We start from the raw sequence: 20822 nt of genomic DNA, 5'->3' as shown, positions 1-20822 counted from the left end.
CCGCTCTGAATGGCGGGAAACCAGCCTGGTTCGGGTAGGGGGCACCGTGGTTGCGGCCCCCATGGCTTCGCACCCCTGACGGACCCCGGGCACGTGTGGCCGAGATCATGTCCTACCCACTCGAACCCTACGTCAATGTGACGCCTGGGAGCTGCCCGGAAGCGTGACGAGGATCCGGCAGCCGCGTGACGATTCGGCCACTCCGATATGCCCTCCGTGCAGGCCGACGGCCCAGCGGGCGATGGCCAGGCCCAGTCCGGTGCCGCCGTCGCCGCCGGTGGCGCTGCCCCGGTTGAACCGCTCGAAGACCCGGTGCCGCTCCGCCTCCGGGATGCCGGGGCCTTCGTCCCGTACCTCCAGCGCGAGACTGCCGGGTGCGTCGCCGGCCCGGGCACGGACGGTGACCCGGCCGTGCGGCGGGCTGTGCTTGACCGCGTTGTCGATCAGGTTCGCCACCACCTGGTGCAGGCGCTCGGCGTCCGCGTACGCCGTGAGCTCGGGCGGGAACACGTCCAGGTGCAGGTGCACGTCGTTGCGGGTGTGCCCGCCGGAGCCGGAGAGCAGGCCCGGTCGGCCGGCGGCCGCGAGGCCCGATTCCTTCAGGACCCCCGACAGGTACGGCCACACCTCGAAGCGGCGGGCCTTCAGCGGGACCACCCCGTTGTCCACCCGGGACAGGTCCAGCAGGGTCTCCACGAGCCGGCCGAGGCGCTCGGTCTGCTTCAGCATCGTCCGCATGGTCTCCGGATCGGCCTCGGAGACCCCGTCCACCACGTTTTCCAGCACCGCCCGCAGCGCCGCGATCGGCGTGCGCAGCTCGTGCGAGACGTTGGCGACCAGCTCCTTGCGGTGCCGGTCCACGGCCTCCAGGTCGTCCGCCATCAGGTTGATCGTGGACGCCAGGTCGCCCAGCTCGTCGCGGCGCCCGGCCCCGCGCACCCGGCGCGTGTAGTCCCCGTGGGATATCGCCCGGGCCACCCGGGTCATGTCGTCCAGCGGCGCCGTCAGGCTGTGCGCCACGAACTGGGTGATCAGCATCGAGGCGATCACCGAGAACACCGTGATGAACCGCAGCTCGGTGTCCGTGCGCAGGGCCACCAGCAGCAGCCCCGTCGTGATGAAGACCGAGACCACGACGAGCGTGCCCAGCTTGGTCTTGATCGAGAACGGGGAGAACGGCCTCAGCCCTCCCGGCGGGCGCCCGCCGCTCATGCCTGGGCCGGGGTCTCCAGGGCGTACCCGACGCCGTGGACCGTACGGATCCGCTCCGCCCCGATCTTGCGGCGCAGGGCCTTGATGTGGCTGTCGACCGTACGGGTCCCGGACGCGTCGGCCCAGTCCCACACCTCCGCGAGCAGCTGCTCCCGGGAGAGCACCGCCCGGGGGGTGCCGGCCAGGCACACCAGCAGGTCGAACTCCGTCGGCGTCAGGTGTACGTCCTCGGCCTGCACCCGGACCCGGCGCTGCGCGTGGTCGATCTCCAGATCGCCCAGGCGCAGGGTGGCCCCGCGCGGGGCGGTGGCGGCCAGGGTGGCCCGCTCCACGCGCCGCAGCAGGACGTGGACCCGCGCCGCGAGCTCGCGCATCGAGAACGGCTTCGTCATGTAGTCGTCCGCGCCGACCCCGAGCCCGACCAGCATGTCGGTCTCGTCGTCGCGCGCGGTGAGCATCAGCACCGGTACCGGCCGCTGCGCCTGGACCCGCCGGCAGACCTCGAGGCCGTCGAAGCCGGGCAGCATCACGTCGAGGACCAGCAGCTCGGGCTGCCAGCTCTCGGCCGCGGCGACGGCGGCCGGACCGTCGAAGGCGGCCTGCACCTGGAAGCCCTCGGCGCGCAGCCGGGCGGCGATGGCGTCGGCGATGGTGCGGTCGTCCTCGACCACGAGCACGCGCCGCTGAGCGCCTGGGGTGGCCGCGGCGCCGCTGTGGGTGGTGTGTGTCTGTTCCATTTCCCGCCCCTGAAGATCCGCGTGGTAGGGGTGCAGCGTAGAGGAGCCACCGGCCTGCGGCTATGCGGGGTTCAGACAGGGAAAACGGCGGAAGCGGCGGTTCCGATTACGGCGGGAATGGGGATATGGGCGGTGATGCCGGGTGGCCGTCCCCCCACGGCACGGCCACCCGGTGCGCGGTGATCGTCGGTCACCGCGCGCTTTTGTCGACCCCCTACAGGGCCAGCCCGTGTCCGTGTTCGAACACGGGGTCGAGGGTGTCGTTCGGCACATCGGGCCGTGAGGCCTCCACCGCCGCCATCGACCGCGGCAGTTCGAAGGGGAGCCGCCCCTCGGGCACGGCCCGGCCGAACGCCACGTCCAGCAGCGCGGCGTCCTCGGCGCCGTAGTCCGCGATCAGCGCCGCCGCCCGCTCGGCGATCTCCGGGATGACCGCGGCCCGCTCCAGGTTGATGCAGACCAGCGTCGGTACGGCGGCCAGGAGCGCCAGGATCCGGGACAGCTCCGGTTCCGCGAACGCGAGCGAGCCCGAGTGGAAGTACGACTCGAAGACGTTCTCCCGCGGCTCGTACGGGGTGCGCAGCCGCAGCACGGCAAGATCCGCCGCCCCCGGGTCGGACACCACCTCGCCGTACGCGGCGGCGACCGCCCCGTCCACGCCCTCCACGTACAGCTTCGGGCGCCCGGAGACCGGCAGGAGGGGGCCGGGGTTGGTCAGCACCGTGAGCGAGCGGCGCTGGGCCGCCGCCCCGGCGGCCGCGAAATCGGCCCGGCCGACGGTCTGCGCCGCCGCGTCGGGGTCCACGTACGGGTTCTCGAACAGGCCCAGCACGAACTTCTCCCGCAGCAGCCGGGCCACCGACACGTCGATCCGGGACTCCGGGATCCGGCCCGAGCGGACCAGGTCCACGATCACCTCGGGGCACTGCTCCCCGCCGAACTGGTCGGATCCGGCGTCCAGTGCGCGGGCCGCCCGCTCGGCGACCGTCAGGTGCTCCAGGCCCCAGGCCCGCGCGGGGTGGACCTCGCCGAAGATCGACGAGTCGTTGAGCAGCCCCCAGTCGGTGCAGACGATCCCGTGGAAGCCCAGCTCCTCCCGGAGCAGGCCCGTGACCACGCCCTTGCTGAAGCCGAAGCCGACCTCCTCCCAGTCCGTGCCGATCGGCTGGCCGTAGTACGGCATCATCTGCGCGCAGCCCGCGGCGATAGCCGCCTTGAACGGCTCCAGGTGGTGCTCGCGCATCCCGCCCGGGTAGACCTGCTCCTTGCCGTGCGCGAAGTGCGGGTCCTCGCCGTCCTTCTGGGGGCCGCCGCCCGGGAAGTGCTTGACCATCGCCGAGACCGACTCGGGGCCGAGCTCCGGGCCCTGGAGCCCGCGGACGTACGCCTGCACCAGCTCGCCCGTCAGCCGGGCGTCCGAGCCGAACGTGCCGGTCTGGCGGGCCCAGCGCGGCTCGGTCGCCAGGTCGATCTGCGGGTGCAGGGCGACCCGGAAGCCGACGGCCAGGTACTCGCGGCGGACGGTGTCCGCGAAGCGGAAGACCAGCTCCGGGTCTCCGATCGCGGCCAGGCCCAGCGCCTCCGGCCAGGCGGAGAAGGCGCCGGCGTTGAAGGAGGCGCCGACGTTGTCGGTGAAGGCGTGCCGCGGGTCGGTCGAGAGCGTGACCGGGATGCCGAGCCGGGTGGCCGCGGCCATCTCCTGCACCGCGTTCTGCCACTGCGCCATCTCGCGGGCGCCGTACGTGCCGAGCAGGTTGAAGTGGCTGATGAAGCGGTCCCGGACCAGCTCGGGCGTGGTGAACGGGAGCATCGAGCCGTCGGTCTCGGTGACCGGGGTGCCGTCCGGATTCATCATCAGCATGGAGTGGAAGAGCTGGCCTGCCTTCTCCTCCAGCGTCATCCGGGAGAGCAGGTCCGCCACGCGCAGGTCCACCGGGAGGGCGGCGTCCTTGTACGGGGGGATGGCGTCGGGCGTGGCGTTCATCGGCGTACGGCTCCTGGGTGCGGTCCGGCGGAGGGTGCTCACCGTAAGCGCGAAAACCGTGCACCCACTAGGTTTTGGAAAAGTGACCTGAATCACCCCCTCCGGAGGCGGTGAGAGGCACCCCCTAGGGTGGGCCGCATGGCACAGGACAAGGAGCGCAGCGCCCCGAAGGCCGCCGGCCGCGGGACCTACGCGGTGGGCGACGCCCGCCGCGCGAAGATCCTCGACACCGCGGTGGAACACTTCGCGCAGTGGGGCTTCCACGCCTCCTCGCTCGCCCGCATCGCCAACGACTGCGGGATCACCCAGGGCGGGCTGCTGCACCACTTCCGCAGCAAGGAGGACCTGCTCCTGTCGGTGCTGGCACAGAGCGAGCAGCACGACGTGGAGCGCCTGTTCAGCGGGCCGGAGACGTCCGTCGCCGCGTACTACGCCACCGTCGTCGCCCTGGCCGCCGACAACGCCCGCCGGCCCGGCCTCGTACGGATGTACAACACGCTGGTCGGCGAGTCCGGCAACCCCGGCCACCCCGCACACGAGTACTTCACGCAGCGCTACGCCCGGGTGCTCGCCCACAACGTCCGGCTGCTGGAGGCGGGCGTCGCCCGCGGCGAGCTGCTGCCCGGCACCGACTGCGAGGCCGTCGCCCGCGAGACCCTCGCCGTCATGGACGGCCTGCAGATCCAGTGGGTCCTGGCCCCCGAGGCCGTGGACATGCCGGCCCGGCTGCACGGATACCTCGACCGGCAGCTGCGCGGGATCTCGACGTCGGGAACGGGCCTGCCGGCCGACACCCCCTAGGACCGCTCCGGCTGCTCCGTCATCGGGTGTGCCGGTGTCCATGGGTGCCCGGCGGCACCTGCGGGGTCGGCGGCACCTGCGGGGTCGGCGGCACCTGCGGGGTCGGCGGTACCTGCGGGGCCGGCGGATCGTCGGGGATCGGCCGGAGCGGAGGACAACCCTCGCTCCTTCCCTTGCGGCAGTCATGCCCATGAGGGCCGTCGCCGGCGGGGCAGGTGAAAACAGGAGCGGCCGCAGCCTCGGCCGGAGGCGGTGAGGCCTGGGCGGTGAATCCCCCCACGGCGAGGACCTGGGACAACGCGAGCGCGGCCAGAACGGGCGCCGTGCGCGCAACCCCATGCGAACGTCTGCGATACATGGGCCGCGACCTTTCTCGCGGGGCGTCCCGGCGTACCTCTGCTGCCGTGGTCGCTCTTCCTTCAGTCAACGGCGGGGCCCGGGCAAAGTCAAAGCGCTCGGCCGGGCCCGGCTACCCCGCCTCGAACGGGGGCAGCTCGTCCAGCACGCCCTGCAGGCCGGGCGTCAGCGACCCCTGCTCGGCGGCCACCTCGTAGCCTCCGTGCACGAAGGCGTAGGAGAACCCGTCGAAGATCGTCGCCCCGCCCTTCGGCACCCGCGGCAGGTGTGCGAAGTCCGCCTTCCGGAGCGCGGCGCGCAGCTTCTCGACCCGGTCCGCCGACAGCTTCCCGGTGCCGGCCGGCCGCGCCTGCCCGTCCAGCCGGGTCCACGAGCCGTCGCCCTTGACCAGCAGACTGCTCGTCCTCCCCGCGAACCCCCCGCTCCGTGTGACCGTGACCAGGCGCTCCAGCGCCGAGGACGGCGCCGGGGGAACGGGCACGGACGGGGCCGCCGGCGTGCTCGTCGGTCCCTGCCCCGGCGGCTCGGCGCTCCCGCTCGAACCGGGTCCGGGAGAGGGCTGCGCCGACGCCGACGCAGTACCGCTGCTGCTCCCGCCACCGGACGAGGGACCCGCGGTCGGCTTGTCGTCCGACCCGTCACCCCCCGAACCGCACCCGGTCAGGGCCACCGCACTCAGCAGCACCGCCGCCACCGCCCGTAACGCGCGCACACCCCACCTCCGCAGGTTTTCGTGCCGACCCCGAGTATGGAGTCGGCACCACTCGCACGGAAAGCACCAGGAGGACGACATCCGCCGCACCGCCGCCTGGCGCTGGCTGCCGCCGCTGCTCGCCGTCCTCCTCGGCCTCTGGGGCCTGGAGCGCGCCGGAGCGGACGGCCGCGGCGGCATGTGGCGCGACGAGTCCGTCACCTGGCAGGTCGCGCACCGGCCGCTCGGCTCGATCTGGGAACTGCTCGGACAGGTCGACGCCGTGCACGGGCTGTACTACCTGCTGATGCACGCGGTCTTCCAGGTCTGGGACGGCGGCGGGCCGGCGACCGGCGGCCTGTGGGCGCTGCGGCTGCCCTCCGTCGCCGCCACCGCCCTCGCGGCCGCCGGGGTGGCCGCCGTCGCCCACCGCCTCGTGGGGGAGCGGGCCGCACTGTGCTCCGGCGTGGCCTACGCCGTACTGCCGCCCGTGCAGATGTACGCCCAGGAGGGCCGCTCGTACGCCCTCGTCGCGGCGGCCGTGGTCTGGGCGACGTACCTGATGCTGCGCGAGCACTGGGTCGCGTACGCAACGGTGCTGCTGCTCGGCTGCTGGCTGCACGAGTTCGCCGTACTGGCCCTGCTCGCGCACGGGGTCAGCGCCTGGCGCTCGCGCGGCTGGCGGTGGAGCGCCGCGGTGGTGGTGGTCCTGCTGCTGCCGCTGGCCGTGGTGAGCGCCCGCCAGGCGGAGCAGCAGCTGGGCTGGCTCGGGCGGCCGGGCTGGCAGGACTGGGCGGCGTACGGGGTGGTCGCGGTGGCGGTGCTGCTGCTCGCGCGGGGCGCCGCGGTCCCGCGGGAGCTCGTACGGGTGGCGGTGCCGCTGGCCCTGCTGCCGCCCGGACTGCTCATGGCGGTCTCGCTCGTCCACCCCTGGTACGTCGACCGGTACGTGCTCTACGCCCTGGCCGGGCTCGCCCTGCTCGCGGGGACCCGGCTGGCGGCGGCGCGGGGATGGTGGCCCTGGCTGCTGGTGGCGGCCCTGCTGGCGCCGTTCGGGTGGTGGTCGGTGTGGCTGCGGACCCCGGAGAGCCGCAAGGACGACGTGCTCGCGGTGGCCGCCGCGGTCCGGGAACGGGCCCGGCCGGGGGACCCCGTGCTGTTCATGCCGTCGCGGCGGCGCGAGTGGCTGCTGTCCTCGCCGGAGCTGTACGGGACCCTGCGCGACCTGGCCCTCGCGCGCACCCCGGCGGCTTCGCACAGCCTCCAGGGCACGGAGCTCCCGACCGAGGAGATCTGGACCCGCCTGGTGGACGCGCCCCGGGTGGTGGCCCTGCTGGATCCCGCGGGCCAGCCGCTGGACCCGTACCCCCGGGAAGCGGTCAAACGCCAGACGCTGGCCTCGCACTTCGACCTCTGCTCGGTCGACGAGGTCCGGGGCGCCCGCATCGCGCTCTATGCGCAGCCGGGGCGTTGCCCGTAAGGGGCCGCTTTTCCGTATGCGCCGGACCGGGGTACCCCGCCGCCCCCTGCCTGGCCGTGGCCCCCACCGCCCGGGCGGATTCCACGGCCTGGGCCAAACAGGCTAGCCGCGTAGGTCCTGCATGGAGAACACCTTGTCGTAGCGGCGGTCCCCGACGGCAACGAAGTCGCGCAGGCGCCCGTACTCGGTGAAGCCCAGTGAGCGGTAGAGGCCCAGGGCGTGGGTGTTGTCGCCCCGGGCGTCCAGGGTGAGGACCTCGATGCCCGCGGACCGGGCGTCCTCGATCAACGCGGCGGTCAGCGCCCGGCCGATGCCGCGCCCCTGGGCCGCGGCGTCCACCGCGAGCTTCTCCAGATCGGCGTGCGGGCGGTGCGTCGGCCGGGCGTAGCGCAGCCAGTAGCCCAGTCCGACGAGGCGGTCGCCCAGGCAGGCGACGCGCAGGGCCGCGTCCCCGGACCGGGCCGCCGACAGCACCTGGTCGAGCAGCTGCGCGACCTCGTCCGGGGAGGGCGGGTCGAGCCAGCCGAGCGCGGCGCCCCGGGTGACCAGGTCCGCCAGGATCCGGTGGACCGGCTCCGGGTCGGGGGTCCACTCGCGGGCGTCCAGGACAGTGATCGTTTCCGGATCCATGGCCGCACCCTAGACGGATGCGGCGGCCCCCCACATGCCGAAGAGTGCCAGCACCCGGCGGACCGCCTCGGCCACGGGGAGCCCGACCTCGCCGACCAGCCGGGCGAGCCCGGAGATGCTCCCGAGGGCCCGGCGGAACGCGCCGCGCTCCGCGGCGTCCTCCGTGAGGGTGTCCAGGGACTCGTCCAGGACCGCCCGGTCGTCCTCCTGGACGCGTCCCCGCAGGACCTGGACCAGGCTGATCAGCTCGTGGAGGGCCGCCTGCGGGTCCTGCGGCGCATTGTTCTGCGTGCCGATCTTGCCGACGTTGTTCGTTCCGTAGACCCGGAAGTTGTCGCCGACCTGCCCGATCCGGCTTGGCCATGAGGCTCCCCCATGCCCTGATGTAAGGCACAGGGATCCTCGTGAACTCCCCTCCCGGCAAGGCACTTTGCACGGATGCTCGGGCCTCGTAGGAGGATGGGCGACGAGCCGCTCCGTCGGGGGGACGGCCGACTCCTCCGGAGGTGCCGCATGACCTTGTCCCGCTCAGCCGCCGCCCTGCCCGGACCGCTGGTCGGAGTCGACTGGCTGGCCGCCCGGCTGGGCGATCCGGGCCTCGTCGTGTTCGACGCCTCCATCGGCGCCCACCGCGGCGCGGACCGGCGGATCCCGGGTGCGCGGCCCTTCGACCTCGACGGCGCCCTGTCCGACCACGACGCCCCCGCCCCGCACACCATGCCGTCCGCCGCCGCGTTCGAGGAGGCGATACGCGCGCTCGGCGTCGACGACACCGACGCCGTCGTCGTCTACGACGGCGCCGGCATCTACTCCAGTGCGCGGGCCTGGTGGATGCTGCAGGCCATGGGCTTCGACCGGGTCGCCGTCCTGGACGGCGGGCTGCCCGCCTGGACCGCCGCCGGGCTGCCCGTGGAAGCGTGCGGTCCGGCGTACGAGGGCCCGCGCGGCTCGTTCACGGCCCGGCCGCGGACGGGGCTGCTGGTGGACGCCGATGCGGTCGGGGCGGCCCTCGCCGATCCGGCCGCGGTCGTACTGGACGCCCGTACGCGCGAACGCTTCACTGGCACCGCCCCGGAACCGCGGGCGGGGCTGCGCGGGGGCCACATGCCGGGCGCGGTGAACCTGCCGTTCGGGGACCTCCAGCGTGGCGGCGGCCTGATGCGGCCCGCCGGGGAACTCCGCGAGGCCTTCGCCGCGTTGACCGGCGACCGGGAGCGGCTGTACTTCAGCTGCGGCTCGGGAGTGACGGCGTGCGTCCTGGCCCTCGGGGCCACGCTGGCCGGCTACTCCTCCCTGGCGGTGTACGACGGCTCGTGGACGGACTGGGCGATGCGCCCGGAGCGGCCTGCGGTGACGGGCCGGCGGGGGCAGCTCTTCGGAGCCTCGGAGGACCGCTTCACAGGACCCGCGACGGGCGACGAGCGGTTCCTGCTCACGGACGTCCTGGCGGCGCAGCGCGCGACGCTGGAGCTGAAGTGCGCCGGCCTCGAGGCGGAGCCCCTGGCCCGCCGCTCCGTGGAGCCGTCCACGCTCTCGCTGCTCGGCCTGGTCCGGCACCTCGCGGACGTGGAGCGCCGCTGGTTCCGCCTGGTCCTGGCGGGGCAGGAGGCGCCGGCCCTGTTCTCGTCGGAGGCGGACCCGGACGGCGACTTCGACGGTGCGGCGTCCGGGCCGGGGGCCGTCGCTGCGGCGTGGGAGGCCTGGCGGGAGGAGGTGGCGTTCGCGGAGTCGTTCACGGCCGCCGCGCCCGACCTGGACGTGGAGGCCGAGGACGAGTGGCGCGGGAAGGTGTCGCTGCGCTGGGTGCTGATCCACATGATCGAGGAGTACGCCCGCCACAACGGCCACGCTGACCTGCTGCGCGAGCGGATCGACGGAGCGATCGGCGTCTGAATCCGGTGCGTCCGGTGGAGGGGGCTGGGGGCTGGGGGGCTACCCCCACCCCGAGGCCGGGTACGGCCCCCACCGGCAGCGGCCCGGCTGCGCACCAGAGTGGTTCGCATGCCTTCCCACATCACGTCATTCCGCTTCAGCCGGACGGTGGTTGTCGCCCTCGCCGCCGGACTGCTGCTCTACGGCTGCTCCTTCGAGGACACCGGGAAGAAGACGGCGACCGCCGACGCCACGGTCGCCGAGCCCGTCACGTCGGTCGACGTGAAGGACGCGCGGCGCGGCTCCATCGAGGTGGCCCCCGGCACCGGCCCGGGGGTCACCATCCACCGACGCCCGCCTGGCCTTCGCGAAGCCCCCGACGTCGGTGACGGCGAAAACCCCCGCGGGCCGAGCGGCGCTGCGCGCCCTCCGGGTGCAGCCGCCGTCGGAATCCGTGTTCGCCGGAGGCGAACGGGGGTTGGGGAACATTGGGGGGCGCACATGCATTGAGTCGGCATAGCTCAACTTCACTGCCGGAGGGAAGATCATGGCTTCGACGTCCGTAACGCTCACTCTGCCCGTGCTGCCGCTCGACGACGAGGTCGTGCTGCCTGGGATGGTCGTTCCGCTGGACCTGTCCGACGCCGAGGTACGGGGGGCCGTCGAGGCCGCCCAGGCGGCGGTCCGGAGCGGGAAGCCCCGGGTGCTGCTCGTGCCGCGGGTCGACGGGAAGTACGCCGGCACCGGTGTGCTCGGGACCGTCGAGCAGGTGGGGCGGCTCTCCGACGGGGACCCCGGGGCGCTCATCCGCGGAGTCGGCCGCGTCAGGATCGGGGCCGGGACCACCGGGCCCGGGGCGGCGCTCTGGGTCGAGGGCGAGAGCGTCGACGAGAGGCTGGCCGATCCGCTGCCCGGGTCCGTCACCGAGCTCGTCAAGGAGTACAAGGCGCTCGCCACCAGCTGGCTCAAGAAGCGCGGGGCCTGGCAGGTCGTCGACCGGGTCCAGCAGATCGAGGGGGTGTCCGCGCTCGCGGACAACTCCGGGTACTCGCCCTTCCTGACCGTGGCCCAGAAGGTCGAACTGCTCGAGACCGCCGACCCCGTGGCACGCCTCAAGCTGGCCGTCTCCTGGCTCCGCGACCACCTCGCCGAGCAGGACGTCGCCGAGTCCATCGCCAAGGACGTCCAGGACGGCGTCGAGAAGCAGCAGCGCGAGTTCCTGTTGCGCCGCCAGCTGGAAGCCGTGCGCAAGGAACTGCGCGAGCTGAACGGGGAGAAGGACGGAGAGGAGTCCGACGACTACCGGGCGCGCGTCGAGGGCGCCGACCTCCCCGAGAAGGTGCGGGAGGCCGCGCTCAAGGAGGTCGACAAGCTGGAGCGGTCCAGCGACCAGTCCCCGGAGGGCTCCTGGATCCGCACCTGGCTGGACACCGTGCTGGAACTGCCCTGGAACGAGCGCACCGAGGACGAGTACGACATCCGCGGGGCCCGCGCCGTCCTCGACGCCGAGCACGCCGGGCTGAGCGACGTGAAGGACCGCATCACCGAGTACCTCGCCGTGCGCAAGCGGCGTTCCGAGCGCGGCATGGGCGTCATCGGCGGCCGCCGCGGCGGAGCCGTACTGGCGCTCGTCGGGCCGCCCGGCGTCGGCAAGACCTCCCTCGGGGAGTCCGTCGCACACGCCATGGGGCGCAAGTTCGTACGCGTCGCCCTCGGCGGCGTCCGCGACGAGGCCGAGATCCGCGGCCACCGCCGTACGTACGTCGGCGCGCTGCCCGGCCGGATCGTACGGGCCATCAAGGAAGCCGGGTCCATGAACCCCGTCGTCCTGCTCGACGAGATCGACAAGGTCGGTTCGGACTTCCGGGGCGACCCGGCGGCCGCCCTGCTGGAGGTCCTCGACCCCGCGCAGAACCACACCTTCCGGGACCACTACCTGGAGGTCGAGCTGGACCTGAGCGACGTCGTCTTCCTGGCCACCGCCAACGTCCTGGAAGCCATCCCGGAGGCGCTCGCCGACCGCATGGAGCTCGTCCGTCTCGACGGCTACACCGAGGACGAGAAGGTCGTCATCGCCCGGGACCACCTGCTGCCCCGGCAGCTGGAGCGGGCCGGCCTCGGCACCGAGGAAGTCGTCCTGGAGGAGGACGCGCTGCGCAAGCTGGCCGGCGAGTACACCCGGGAGGCGGGCGTCCGCACCCTGGAGCGGTCCCTCGCGCGGCTGCTGCGCAAGGTCGCCTCCCAGCACGAGCTGGGGGAGCGGGAGTTGCCGCTGAGCATCGGCGCCGACGACCTGCGGGGGCTCATCGGGCGCCCGCACCACGTCCCGGAGTCCGCACAGGACCCCGCCGAGCGGCGCACCGCCGTCCCCGGCGTGGCCACCGGGCTCGCGGTGACCGGCGCGGGCGGCGACGTCCTCTTCGTCGAGGCCTCGCTGGCCGACCCCGAGACGGGGGCGGCCGGTCTCACCCTGACCGGGCAGCTCGGCGACGTGATGAAGGAGTCCGCGCAGATCGCGCTCAGCTTCCTGCGCTCGCACGGCGCGGAGCTCGAGCTCCCGGTCGCCGATCTGAAGGACCGGGGCGTGCACATCCACTTCCCGGCCGGCGCGGTCCCGAAGGACGGGCCGAGTGCGGGTATCACGATGACGACGGCGCTGGCCTCGCTGCTGTCGGGCCGGCAGGTCCGGACCGACGTGGCCATGACCGGCGAGGTCTCGCTGACCGGGCGCGTCCTGCCCATCGGCGGCGTCAAGCAGAAGCTGCTCGCCGCACACCGGGCCGGGCTGACCACCGTGATCATCCCGAAGCGGAACGAGGCCGATCTGGACGACGTGCCGTCCGAGGTGCTGGAGGGGCTGGAGGTGCACCCGGTGACGGACGTGCGCCAGGTCCTGGAACTGGCGCTCAGCCAGGCGGAGGCCGTGGTCACCGCGGCCGCCTGATCCCCGCCTGATCCCCGCCCCGCGCACGCGCGTACGGCCCGGGTCCCTGCTCCGGCGGGGCCCCGGGCCGTCGCCGCACCCGCTGCGAAATACTGGTGCCTCAGGACACCACCGATGGGAGCGGACGTGCAGGGTAGTGAAGACCAGGAGTTCCTCGCCCTGGAGCGGGAGCTGTCCGTCTTCCTCCGGCGTGCCAGGGCCTCCTCCGGGGAGATGGCCCGTGCCCTGCACCCCGAGCTGGAGCCCGCCGCGTACGGGCTGCTCGTCCGCCTGGAGGCCGCGGGCCGCCAGCGGGCCACCGAGCTCGCCGCGTACTTCGGGGTCGGCAAGGCCACCATGAGCCGGCAGCTGCGGGCCCTTGAGGTGCTGGGCCTGGTGGCCCGCGAACCGGACCCGGCGGACGGCCGGGCCTTCCTGGTCGGGCTGACGGACGAGGGACGGGAGCGGTTCCTGCGGGTGCGGGGGGCTCGGCGCGAGCAGTACATGCGCAAGCTCGCCGACTGGGACCGCGGGGAGGTCGCGGAACTGGCGCGGCTGCTCAACCAGTTGAACCAGGGCGAGGAGTAGCCCCCGTTATCTTTTTCGCGGTCCTGCAATGGGGCCGCTGGCCTCCGGGCCCGGTATGGCTGTGTCCCCTCTGTCGAAGGCATGACCTGGGGGGTGGTGTCGCCGGGTCCGTGGGGTGCCGTCGGAGACGCTGATGAGAGACCCGGCCACCGCCCGGCCTGGCGCAATGCCGGGCAGTTCGCGGGCGGCAGGTCTGCATAACGTGGATGCGCGAGCACGGTGCCGCCGCCGAGGCCGGCAGGATCCAACCACCCTGGAGGGGTGCGATGTTAGACACCGGCGATGTGGCCGTCTTCCTGGGTATGGACGTCGGCAAGAGCGCCCATCACGGTCACGGGCTGACGCCGGCGGGCAAGAAAGTCTTCGACAAGCCGATGCCCAACAGCGAACCGAAACTGCGGGCCGTCTTCGACAAGCTGATCGCGAAGTTCGGCACGGTGCTGGTGATCGTGGACCAGCCGGCCTCAATCGGCGCTCTGCCGCTGACCGTCGCCCGCGACGCCGGCTGCGAGGTCGCCTACCTGCCCGGACTCGCAATGCGGCGGATCGCTGACCTGTATCCGGGCGAGGCGAAAACCGACGCGAAGGACGCGGCGGTGATCGCGGACGCCGCTCGCACCATGCCGCACGTCCTGCGGTCGCTGGAACTGACCGACGAGATCACCGCCGAGCTCACGGTGCTGACCGGCTTCGACCAGGACCTCGCCGCCGAAGCCACCCGCACCAGCAACCGGATACGCGGCCTGCTGACCCAGTTCCACCCGTCGCTGGAGCGCGTGCTCGGGCCCCGGCTGGACCACCCGGCCGTCACCTGGCTCCTCGAACGCTACGGATCCCCGGCCACACTGCGGAAAGCCGGCCGCCGCAGACTCGTCGACCTCATCCGCCCGAAAGCCCCGCGGATGGCCGCCCGGCTGATCGACGAGGTCTTCGACGCCCTGGACGAACAGACCGTCGTGGTCCCGGGAACCGGCACCCTCGACATCGTGATCCCGTCACTGGCCGCCTCGCTCACCGCGGTCCACGACCAGCGCCGGGCGCTCGAAGCCCAGATCAGCACCCTGCTGGAGGCCCACCCTCTTCACCAGGTCCTGACCTCGATGCCCGGAGTTGGGGTCAGGACCGCCGCCGTCCTGCTGGTAACCGTCGGCGACGGCACCAGCTTCCCCAGCGCTGCCCACCTCGCCTCCTACGCTGGCCTCGCCCCCACGACCAGATCCTCGGGGACCTCGATCCACGGCGAACACGCACCACGAGGCGGAAACCGGCAGCTCAAACGCGCCATGTTCCTCTCCGCCTTCGCCTGCATGAACGCCGACCCCGCCTCCCGCACCTACTACGACCGCCAACGCGCCCGCGGGAAAACCCACACCCAGGCGCTCCTCCGCCTCGCCCGCCAACGCATCAGCGTCCTGTTCGCCATGCTCCGCGACGGCACCTTCTACGAGTCCAGAGTCCCCGCCGTCACCCTCGCTGCATGACCATCCCAAACAGCCTCATACCTGGCATCACGTCCTTGACGAAAGACATAGAGACACCCCCCGGGGCCGGATCGCTACAGCTCCGCGTACGCCACCGAGGCGTCGTCGTGGCGTTTGCCGCGGGTGAGGGGGCGGGCCGGGTCGGATTCCAGGGTGCGGACCCGGCCGATCAGTCCCTGCGCGCCCTCCTTCCGGAGCACCGCCAGGCACTGCGCCCAGTCGCCCTCCCGGAACGTGTCCGTCCAGCGGCTCGCCCCGTCCGTGAGCGCCGCCAGCGCCCGCACCCGCCCGCGGGGGGTCCGGCCCGTGACCGCGCGGGCGGCCACCGCCGGGTCCGCGGCCGCCGTGAAGAAGCCGCCCTCCGCATTGCGCAGCGCGTCCGCCGAGGCCTGCGTGCGCAGCAGCTCGCGCGGGATCCGGTCCAGCCGGTCGTCGAGCACCGGCGTCACCTCGCCCCCCGGCGCCTCGAGGAGCAGTACGGAGTCCGAGAGCACGAGGTGCTCCACGGACGCCTCGTCCCAGCGCACCATCACCACCGTCGCCTGCGGGGTCCGCACGTGAGAAAGGTCACAGGTGTCGCGGTGTGCGTCGGCGGTGTCGCGGATCGCCTCCGCCAGGATCCGGTCCAGCGGCATGTCCCGTCGCGATCCGGACAGTTCGGTCAATCGGCCCCCGAGCCGGGCCGCGAACCAGGGCACGCCGTGCGTACACCCCACCTCGCCGCTCGGCGGGGTGACCCCGTCCAGGGCGACCAGGACTCCGCCGCCCGCAGCGGGCATCGCCGCCGATAGCCAGTCCTCGTTGGGGCGTTCCGGGTTGCCGGGGGCCGAGGCGAGGTCGATGCGCATGCGGACATTCTGCCCGCCCGGGATGTGACGGCCGGCCGCGATGCGCCGAAAAGTCCGTACCAATGCGGAACCGGCGGGACCGCCGCCGTCCGGCCGCCCTCCGAGGCGCTCCACGGCCCCCCGGCGGGATGTGGGCGGGCATATTGCCAAAGCCCCCATCGATCTTTCAACCACCCGCCCATGACGACCCTCTGACGAGGCCCTGCCGAGTTGGTTGCCAACTCATCCGTGATGTTCACTCGTTCGAGTGGCCGGGTGGGCGATGTCAGGCTCTCTCCCCAACACGCTGCAAAGGTCTGAGGCGGTACGAGGGGGCAGGGGGCGTTTACTTGTTGACCGGCCGTTACCTCGGCCACACGAGTAGACGAGCACGAGCACACGTACAGGATTGCGAGCACCGGTGCAGAAGAAGCGGTCTCGGAAGAACGGCACCGCCACCGACGGACCCGCCCCCGCAGGACGTCCCGTCCGCGTGCGCAGCAGGCTCGTCATCGGCGTCGCCGTCGCCGGCCTCACCGTCCTCGCGGCCGGCACACCAGCCGTGGTCTCCGCGACACGGGAGCTGAACGACTCCCAGCAGCTGGTCACGCTCGCCGAGCAGACCCAGCACACCCTCACCCTCGCGCACCTCCTCGGTGACGAGCGCGACGCCGTCGTCGAGTACGTGGCCAAGGGCCGCCCCGGCGCACAGGCGAAGGTCCCCGTCCAGGAGCGCACCGCGCTCACCGACCGCCAGCTCGCCGAGGTCCGCAGCGAGGCCGACGAGCCGCTCGCCCTCGCCCTCGGCCGCGTCCAGGCCGTCCGCACCGAGGCCGTCGACGGCAAGGGCAGCGCCCTCGCCGCCCACCAGGCGTACGCGGGCGTCATCGCGCAACTGCTCGCCCCGGGCGACCGGCTCGCCGAGCTGACCCCGCCGCGGGCCGGCGCCGCCCTCGCCACCAACCGCCCGCTGGCCCCCCTCGGCCAGGCCGTGGAACAGGCCTCGGCCACCCGTGGACTGCTGCTCGCCGCGCTGGCCGTCCCCCGCGGTGAGCAGCTCCCCAACTCCGCGGTCGTGGACGAACTGACCACCGCCGCCCAGCGGGCCCGCGTCCGGGAGCAGGCCGCCCTCGACGACTTCACCCGGGTCGCGCGGCCCGACGTACGCCAGACCCTCGCCGCCACCGTCACCGGCCCCGAGGTCAAGACGGCCGACGACTACCTCAAGCGGCTCACCGAGCGACCCACGCTGTCCTCCGCCGACCGCAAGCTCGACGGCGCCACCGTCGCGCCCGCGCTCACCGCCCGCATCGACCGCATGCGGTCCGTCGAGTCCACCCTCGCCGGGCAGCGGGCCACTGTGCTCGCCACCCTGCGCGACGACGACGTGACCCGGCTGGAGATGCTGGTCGCCGTCCTCGGCCTGCTGTTCCTGGTCGCCGTCGGCTTCTCGACGGCCGTCGCGCGCTCGCTGACCCGGCCGCTGTCCGTCCTGCGCCGCGGCGCGGCACGGCTGGCGACCCCGGAGGGCTCGGTGGAGCCGGTCCGCTTCACGGGCCGCAACGACGAGTTCGCCGAGGTCGTACGCCACCTCAACGCGGTCCGCGACCAGACGGTCTCCCTGCACACCCGGATCGCCGGCCTCGACGCCGACGCGCGCCGGCTCATCGGCCGCAACGAGGCGCTCGGCTCGGGCCGGGAGGCGCTGGAGGCGGAGCTGACGGAGCTGCGGGCCGGCCTCGAGGAGCACCGCCGCATCATGTCGACGACCTCGGTCTCGCTGTCGCTGCGCACGCTCGGGCTGGTCGAGCGCCAGCTCGCCGTCATCGAGGAGCTGGAGTCCAAGGAGCAGGACCCGGACCGGCTGGCGACCCTGTTCAAGATGGACCACCTGGCGACGGTCATGCGCCGCCACAACGAGAACCTGCTGGTCCTGGCCGGACAGGAGCACGGCCACGGCGCCGGGGCCCCCGTCCCGCTGGTGGACGTCATGCGGGCCGCGGTCAGCGAGATCGAGCGCTACGAGCGCGTCGAGCTGGCGGCGCTGCCCCCGTTCACCCAGGTCGCGGGGCACGCGGCCGACGACATCTCGCACGTGCTCGCCGAGCTGCTGGAGAACGCGACGACGTTCTCGCCGCCCGAGGCCAAGGTGAGGGTCTCCGGGTGGCTGCTCGACTCGGGCGACGTGGTGCTGTCCGTCGTGGACCAGGGCATCGGCGTCACCGGCGACCGGCTGGAGGCGCTGAACGCCCGGCTGGCCACGCCCGAGTCGTACGACGAGGAGCCGGAAGCGGAACACGGCCTGGGCCTCGGCCTGTACGTGGCGGGGCGCCTCGCGGCCCGGCACGGGGTCACCGCGGAGCTGCGCGCGGGGCGGCACGGCGGCACGGAGGCCCTGGTGGTCGTGCCGGCGTCGCTGCTCCCGGCCACCCCGCCGAGCTCGCCGGTGCACACCTTCGCCACGCCGGGCGTACCGGAGCTCCGGCTGCCGGGCGTGATCGCCGAGGCGAACGAGAACACCATCCCGCCCCGCCGGGTGCCTCCGGCGGCGGAACGGGACGCGGAGCCCCGGGCCGGGGCCGCCCCCACCCCCGAGCCCTTCCGGGACCCGGGCCCCGAGGCGGACGCGGAACTCCTGCGCAGCATGGAATGGGACACCGCCGAGCCGACCGCCGCGGACGAGCCCCTGGGCCCGGACTTCGGACCGGACCCGGCCGGGGGGCCGGAGCCGGACGCGGACGCGTATCCGGAGCCGGACGCGGAGGCGCTGCTCGGTGAGGCCGCGGCCGAGGCCTCGGCCGCCGCCGAGGTTTCGGGTGCGGACCTGGCTCCGGACTTCGGGCCGGATCTGGCCGGGGGGCTCGAGCCCGACGCGGAGGCGCACGGCCCGGCCGCGGACGGCGGGCTGCCCCCCGCCGAGCAGGTGTTCACGGTCCAGGCCGAGGCGCCCGAGACGGAGCCCGCCCCGGGCGGCCATGCCTTCGCCGGCCCGGAGGGCGTACTGCCTCCGGCCGACCAGGTCTTCACCGCGGCGAGCGGATCCGCCGATGAGCTGCCGGCGCGCGTGGTGCCGGCGGAGCCCGGGCCGGAGCCCGAGCTGCCCGGCGCCGGGCAGGGGTTCACCGTCGCCGGCCCGGCCGCAGAGGTCCCGGTCGAGCGGGATCCCGGCGACGAGCTCCTCGCGCGGGTCGTCCCCGACGCGGGACCCGAGGCCTTCGCGGGGTCCGACCCCGACCCGGAGTCCGCCGACCGGCTGCCCGATGCCGGCCCGCGGGCCGACGTACCGGAACAAGGACTGCCGCACCCCGGGCAGACCGCCACCGCCGTCGCCCCCGACGGCCCGGCGGAGCCCCACCGGCACGCACCCGACGAGGCCGACTGGATCCCCCGCCAGGGGAGCCACCCCGACGCGGGACCCGAGACCGTCACCGACAAGGGGCTGCCCAAGCGGACCCCGCGCACGGTGGCAGCACGTCGCCCCGAGGCCGCACGGCCGCCCGAGCAGGCGCGCCGTGTCGACGCGGAGGAGCTGCGCCGCCGGCTCGGCGGCTTCTACCAGGGGACGCGGGACGGACGGCGCGTCGTGGCCGCCGAGCTCGCACAGGACACCGACCAGGGGGACACCGCACAGGAGGCACGCACATGACCGCGCCCAGTACGTACGGACTGAGCACCCAGGCCCGCAACCTGCAGTGGCTGCTGACCGACCTGGTCGAGGAGGTGCCCGGCGTCAACTCCGTCGCCGTCGTGTCCTCGGACGGGCTCCTGCTGCTGTCCTCCGACCCCGGAGGAGCCGCCGGCGAGAGCCCCGCGCGCACCAAGGGCCCGCGCGGCGCCTCCGCCGACCTTGCCACCATCGTCTCCGGCCTCGGCAGCCTCACCACCGGCGCCGCCGAGCTCATGGACGGCGGCGCGGTCAAGCAGACGATGGTGGCGATGGAGCACGGCTCCGTCTTCGTCATGGCCATCAGCGACGGCTCGCTCCTCGGCGTGCACGCCACCCCCGACTGCGACATGAGCGTGGTGGCGTACCACATGGCCCTGTTCGTCGGCCGCGCCGGCCACGTCCTGACCCCCGAAGTCCGCAGCGAGCTGCGCCAGTCGATGGAGAAGACCCCGTGAGAGGTACGGCCTCGGAGCCCGCGTCGGCGTCCGCGTCCGGCCGGCTGCCGATACGCGGAGCCGACCGCCGGCCCGCCCGCGTCCGCCCGTACTCCCTCACGGGCGGCCGCACCCGCTTCACGCAGGTCCTGCACGTGGAGACGTTCGTCGCGGCCCTCGACACCAGGGCATCGCAGCCGCAGATACCCGCCGACGGCGAACAGGGCGATCGCATACCCGGCGACCGCGTGGTCGGCGACCGGGTGGCCGACGACCGCATGCCCGAGATGCCGGCCATCGTCGAGGTCTGTCGCCGCATGCGGACCATCGCCGAGATATCGGCGCTGCTCAAGCTGCCGCTCGGGGTGGTCCGCGTCCTGGTCAGCGACCTCGCCGACCAAGGACGGATACGCGTCTACGGGACGGGGCACGGCCCCGGGCGCCCCGAACGCGCGCTGCTGGAAAGGGTGCTCAGTGGTCTTCGCAGTCTCTGACCCGGTCACCTCGGTGGACGACGATCCCGTCCAGCCCTGGCAGTACGACCGCTCCCGCGCCCCCGTCGCCGTCAAGGTGCTGGTGGCGGGCGGCTTCGGCGTCGGCAAGACCACCTTCGTGTCGTCCGTCTCCGAGATCACCCCGCTGCGCACCGAGGCGGTGATGACCCAGGCCAGCCTTCCGACGGACGACCTGTCGGCCACGCCGGACAAGAGCACCACCACCGTCGCGATGGACTTCGGCCGCATCACCCTCGCCGACGACCTCGTGCTGTACGTGTACGGGACCCCGGGCCAGGAGCGGTTCTGGTTCATGTGGGACGACCTGGTGCGCGGCGCCATCGGCGGGATCGTGCTGGCCGACACGCGCCGGCTGCGCGACTGCTTCCCGGCCCTCGACTACTTCGAGAGCTGCGGGCTGCCGTACGCCGTCGCCGTCAACCACTTCGAGGGCTCGCACGCGTACGAGCCGGAAGACGTGCGCGAGGCGCTGACCATCCCGCCGCAGGTGCCGGTGGTGATCATGGACGCGCGGCGCCGGGACACGGTCGTCGCCTCCCTGCTGACGCTGGTGGGCCACGCGCTGGACGCGACCCCCGAATAACCCCTCGCCCCTCGCGAAGCCCCGTCGTACTGCCGAACCG

Annotated in this window: 18 protein-coding genes and 1 pseudogene; 11 read left to right on the top strand and 8 right to left on the bottom strand. The window is 73.5% G+C overall.

Going from position 1 to position 20822, the window contains the following annotated elements; all coding sequences use genetic code 11:
* Positions 1-132: 132 nt before the first annotated feature.
* The 3 genes from AB5J51_RS14645 to AB5J51_RS14635 all read right to left on the bottom strand — a co-directional run bounded on the left by AB5J51_RS14645 (position 133) and on the right by AB5J51_RS14635 (position 3933).
* Positions 133-1212: an ATP-binding protein gene (locus AB5J51_RS14645; RefSeq protein WP_369777853.1), complete on the bottom strand. Its 1080-nt coding sequence runs from the start codon at positions 1210-1212 to the stop codon at positions 133-135.
* Positions 1209-1949 (bottom strand): response regulator transcription factor, encoded by a 741-nt coding sequence (locus tag AB5J51_RS14640; RefSeq protein ID WP_030303523.1) that lies wholly within the window; start codon positions 1947-1949, stop codon positions 1209-1211. Before AB5J51_RS14640 ends, AB5J51_RS14645 begins: the two co-directional genes overlap by 4 nt.
* Before the next feature lie 214 nt (positions 1950-2163).
* Positions 2164-3933, bottom strand: coding sequence for a glycoside hydrolase family 3 protein (locus tag AB5J51_RS14635; RefSeq protein WP_369777852.1), 1770 nt, complete (start codon positions 3931-3933; stop codon positions 2164-2166).
* Positions 3934-4071: 138 nt separating this feature from the next.
* On the opposite strand from AB5J51_RS14635, the gene AB5J51_RS14630 reads away from it, so the two are divergent.
* The gene (locus AB5J51_RS14630; protein ID WP_053784656.1) at positions 4072-4734 is read left to right on the top strand and encodes a TetR/AcrR family transcriptional regulator; all 663 of its coding nucleotides are present in this window, start codon (positions 4072-4074) and stop codon (positions 4732-4734) included.
* A gap of 469 nt (positions 4735-5203) precedes the next feature.
* Here the strand turns inward: AB5J51_RS14630 and AB5J51_RS14625 are convergent, their stop codons facing one another.
* The gene (locus tag AB5J51_RS14625) at positions 5204-5572 is read right to left on the bottom strand and encodes a hypothetical protein (protein WP_053784657.1); all 369 of its coding nucleotides are present in this window, start codon (positions 5570-5572) and stop codon (positions 5204-5206) included.
* A 16-nt stretch (positions 5573-5588) separates the two neighbouring features.
* Between AB5J51_RS14625 and AB5J51_RS14620 the strand changes: the two genes are divergently transcribed.
* Positions 5589-7262, top strand: coding sequence for a hypothetical protein (locus AB5J51_RS14620; protein WP_369777851.1), 1674 nt, complete (start codon positions 5589-5591; stop codon positions 7260-7262).
* A 102-nt stretch (positions 7263-7364) separates the two neighbouring features.
* On the opposite strand, the gene AB5J51_RS14615 is transcribed toward AB5J51_RS14620, so the two are convergent.
* Together AB5J51_RS14615 and AB5J51_RS14610 are read right to left on the bottom strand one after the other, a co-directional pair.
* On the bottom strand, positions 7365-7892 hold the full coding sequence (locus AB5J51_RS14615) for a GNAT family N-acetyltransferase (protein ID WP_136224939.1): 528 nt from the start codon (positions 7890-7892) through the stop codon (positions 7365-7367).
* Between the two features lie 9 nt (positions 7893-7901).
* Positions 7902-8321 (bottom strand): hypothetical protein, encoded by a 420-nt coding sequence (locus tag AB5J51_RS14610; RefSeq protein WP_369777850.1) that lies wholly within the window; start codon positions 8319-8321, stop codon positions 7902-7904.
* Positions 8322-8405: 84 nt separating this feature from the next.
* On the opposite strand from AB5J51_RS14610, the pseudogene AB5J51_RS14605 reads away from it, so the two are divergent.
* Both AB5J51_RS14605 and AB5J51_RS14600 read left to right on the top strand, forming a co-directional pair.
* Positions 8406-9251 (top strand): annotated as a pseudogene (locus AB5J51_RS14605) (sulfurtransferase); the annotation flags it as partial.
* Positions 9243-9785 (top strand): DinB family protein, encoded by a 543-nt coding sequence (locus AB5J51_RS14600; protein ID WP_240805378.1) that lies wholly within the window; start codon positions 9243-9245, stop codon positions 9783-9785. The pseudogene AB5J51_RS14605 and the gene AB5J51_RS14600, both read left to right, overlap by 9 nt.
* A 179-nt stretch (positions 9786-9964) precedes the next feature.
* Here AB5J51_RS14600 and AB5J51_RS14595 read toward each other — a convergent pair whose 3' ends face one another.
* Positions 9965-10108: a hypothetical protein gene (locus tag AB5J51_RS14595; RefSeq protein ID WP_369777849.1), complete on the bottom strand. Its 144-nt coding sequence runs from the start codon at positions 10106-10108 to the stop codon at positions 9965-9967.
* Positions 10109-10311: 203 nt separating this feature from the next.
* Here AB5J51_RS14595 and lon point away from each other — a divergent pair, with 203 nt between their 5' ends.
* The 3 genes from lon to AB5J51_RS14580 all read left to right on the top strand — a co-directional run bounded on the left by lon (position 10312) and on the right by AB5J51_RS14580 (position 14756).
* A complete protein-coding gene (gene lon, locus AB5J51_RS14590; RefSeq protein WP_053784659.1) occupies positions 10312-12708 on the top strand; it encodes an endopeptidase La in 2397 nt (798 codons plus the stop codon).
* 114 nt (positions 12709-12822) lie between these two features.
* The gene (locus AB5J51_RS14585; protein ID WP_030303537.1) at positions 12823-13275 is read left to right on the top strand and encodes a MarR family winged helix-turn-helix transcriptional regulator; all 453 of its coding nucleotides are present in this window, start codon (positions 12823-12825) and stop codon (positions 13273-13275) included.
* A 266-nt stretch (positions 13276-13541) separates the two neighbouring features.
* Entirely contained in the window at positions 13542-14756 is a 1215-nt protein-coding gene (locus AB5J51_RS14580) for an IS110 family transposase (RefSeq protein ID WP_369776508.1), read from the top strand.
* A 74-nt stretch (positions 14757-14830) separates the two neighbouring features.
* Here the strand turns inward: AB5J51_RS14580 and AB5J51_RS14575 are convergent, their stop codons facing one another.
* On the bottom strand, positions 14831-15604 hold the full coding sequence (locus tag AB5J51_RS14575; RefSeq protein ID WP_053784660.1) for a protein phosphatase 2C domain-containing protein: 774 nt from the start codon (positions 15602-15604) through the stop codon (positions 14831-14833).
* 472 nt (positions 15605-16076) lie between these two features.
* Here AB5J51_RS14575 and AB5J51_RS14570 point away from each other — a divergent pair, with 472 nt between their 5' ends.
* Genes AB5J51_RS14570 through AB5J51_RS14555 form a run of 4 tightly spaced genes read left to right on the top strand, consistent with a single transcriptional unit; the run spans position 16077 to position 20782 of the window.
* Entirely contained in the window at positions 16077-19229 is a 3153-nt protein-coding gene (locus tag AB5J51_RS14570; RefSeq protein WP_369777848.1) for a nitrate- and nitrite sensing domain-containing protein, read from the top strand.
* Positions 19226-19705: a roadblock/LC7 domain-containing protein gene (locus AB5J51_RS14565; RefSeq protein WP_030303544.1), complete on the top strand. Its 480-nt coding sequence runs from the start codon at positions 19226-19228 to the stop codon at positions 19703-19705. Before AB5J51_RS14570 ends, AB5J51_RS14565 begins: the two co-directional genes overlap by 4 nt.
* Entirely contained in the window at positions 19702-20178 is a 477-nt protein-coding gene (locus AB5J51_RS14560; RefSeq protein ID WP_053784662.1) for a DUF742 domain-containing protein, read from the top strand. The genes AB5J51_RS14565 and AB5J51_RS14560 overlap by 4 nt, the downstream gene beginning before the upstream one ends.
* Positions 20159-20782, top strand: coding sequence for an ATP/GTP-binding protein (locus AB5J51_RS14555; protein WP_369777847.1), 624 nt, complete (start codon positions 20159-20161; stop codon positions 20780-20782). The genes AB5J51_RS14560 and AB5J51_RS14555 overlap by 20 nt, the downstream gene beginning before the upstream one ends.
* Positions 20783-20822 lie beyond the last annotated feature (40 nt).

Source organism: Streptomyces sp. R33 (assembly GCF_041200175.1).
Taxonomy (GTDB): domain Bacteria; phylum Actinomycetota; class Actinomycetes; order Streptomycetales; family Streptomycetaceae; genus Streptomyces; species Streptomyces katrae_B.
Note: the sequence above shows the minus strand (reverse complement) of the source record. Positions and strands in the feature narration are given on the sequence as shown.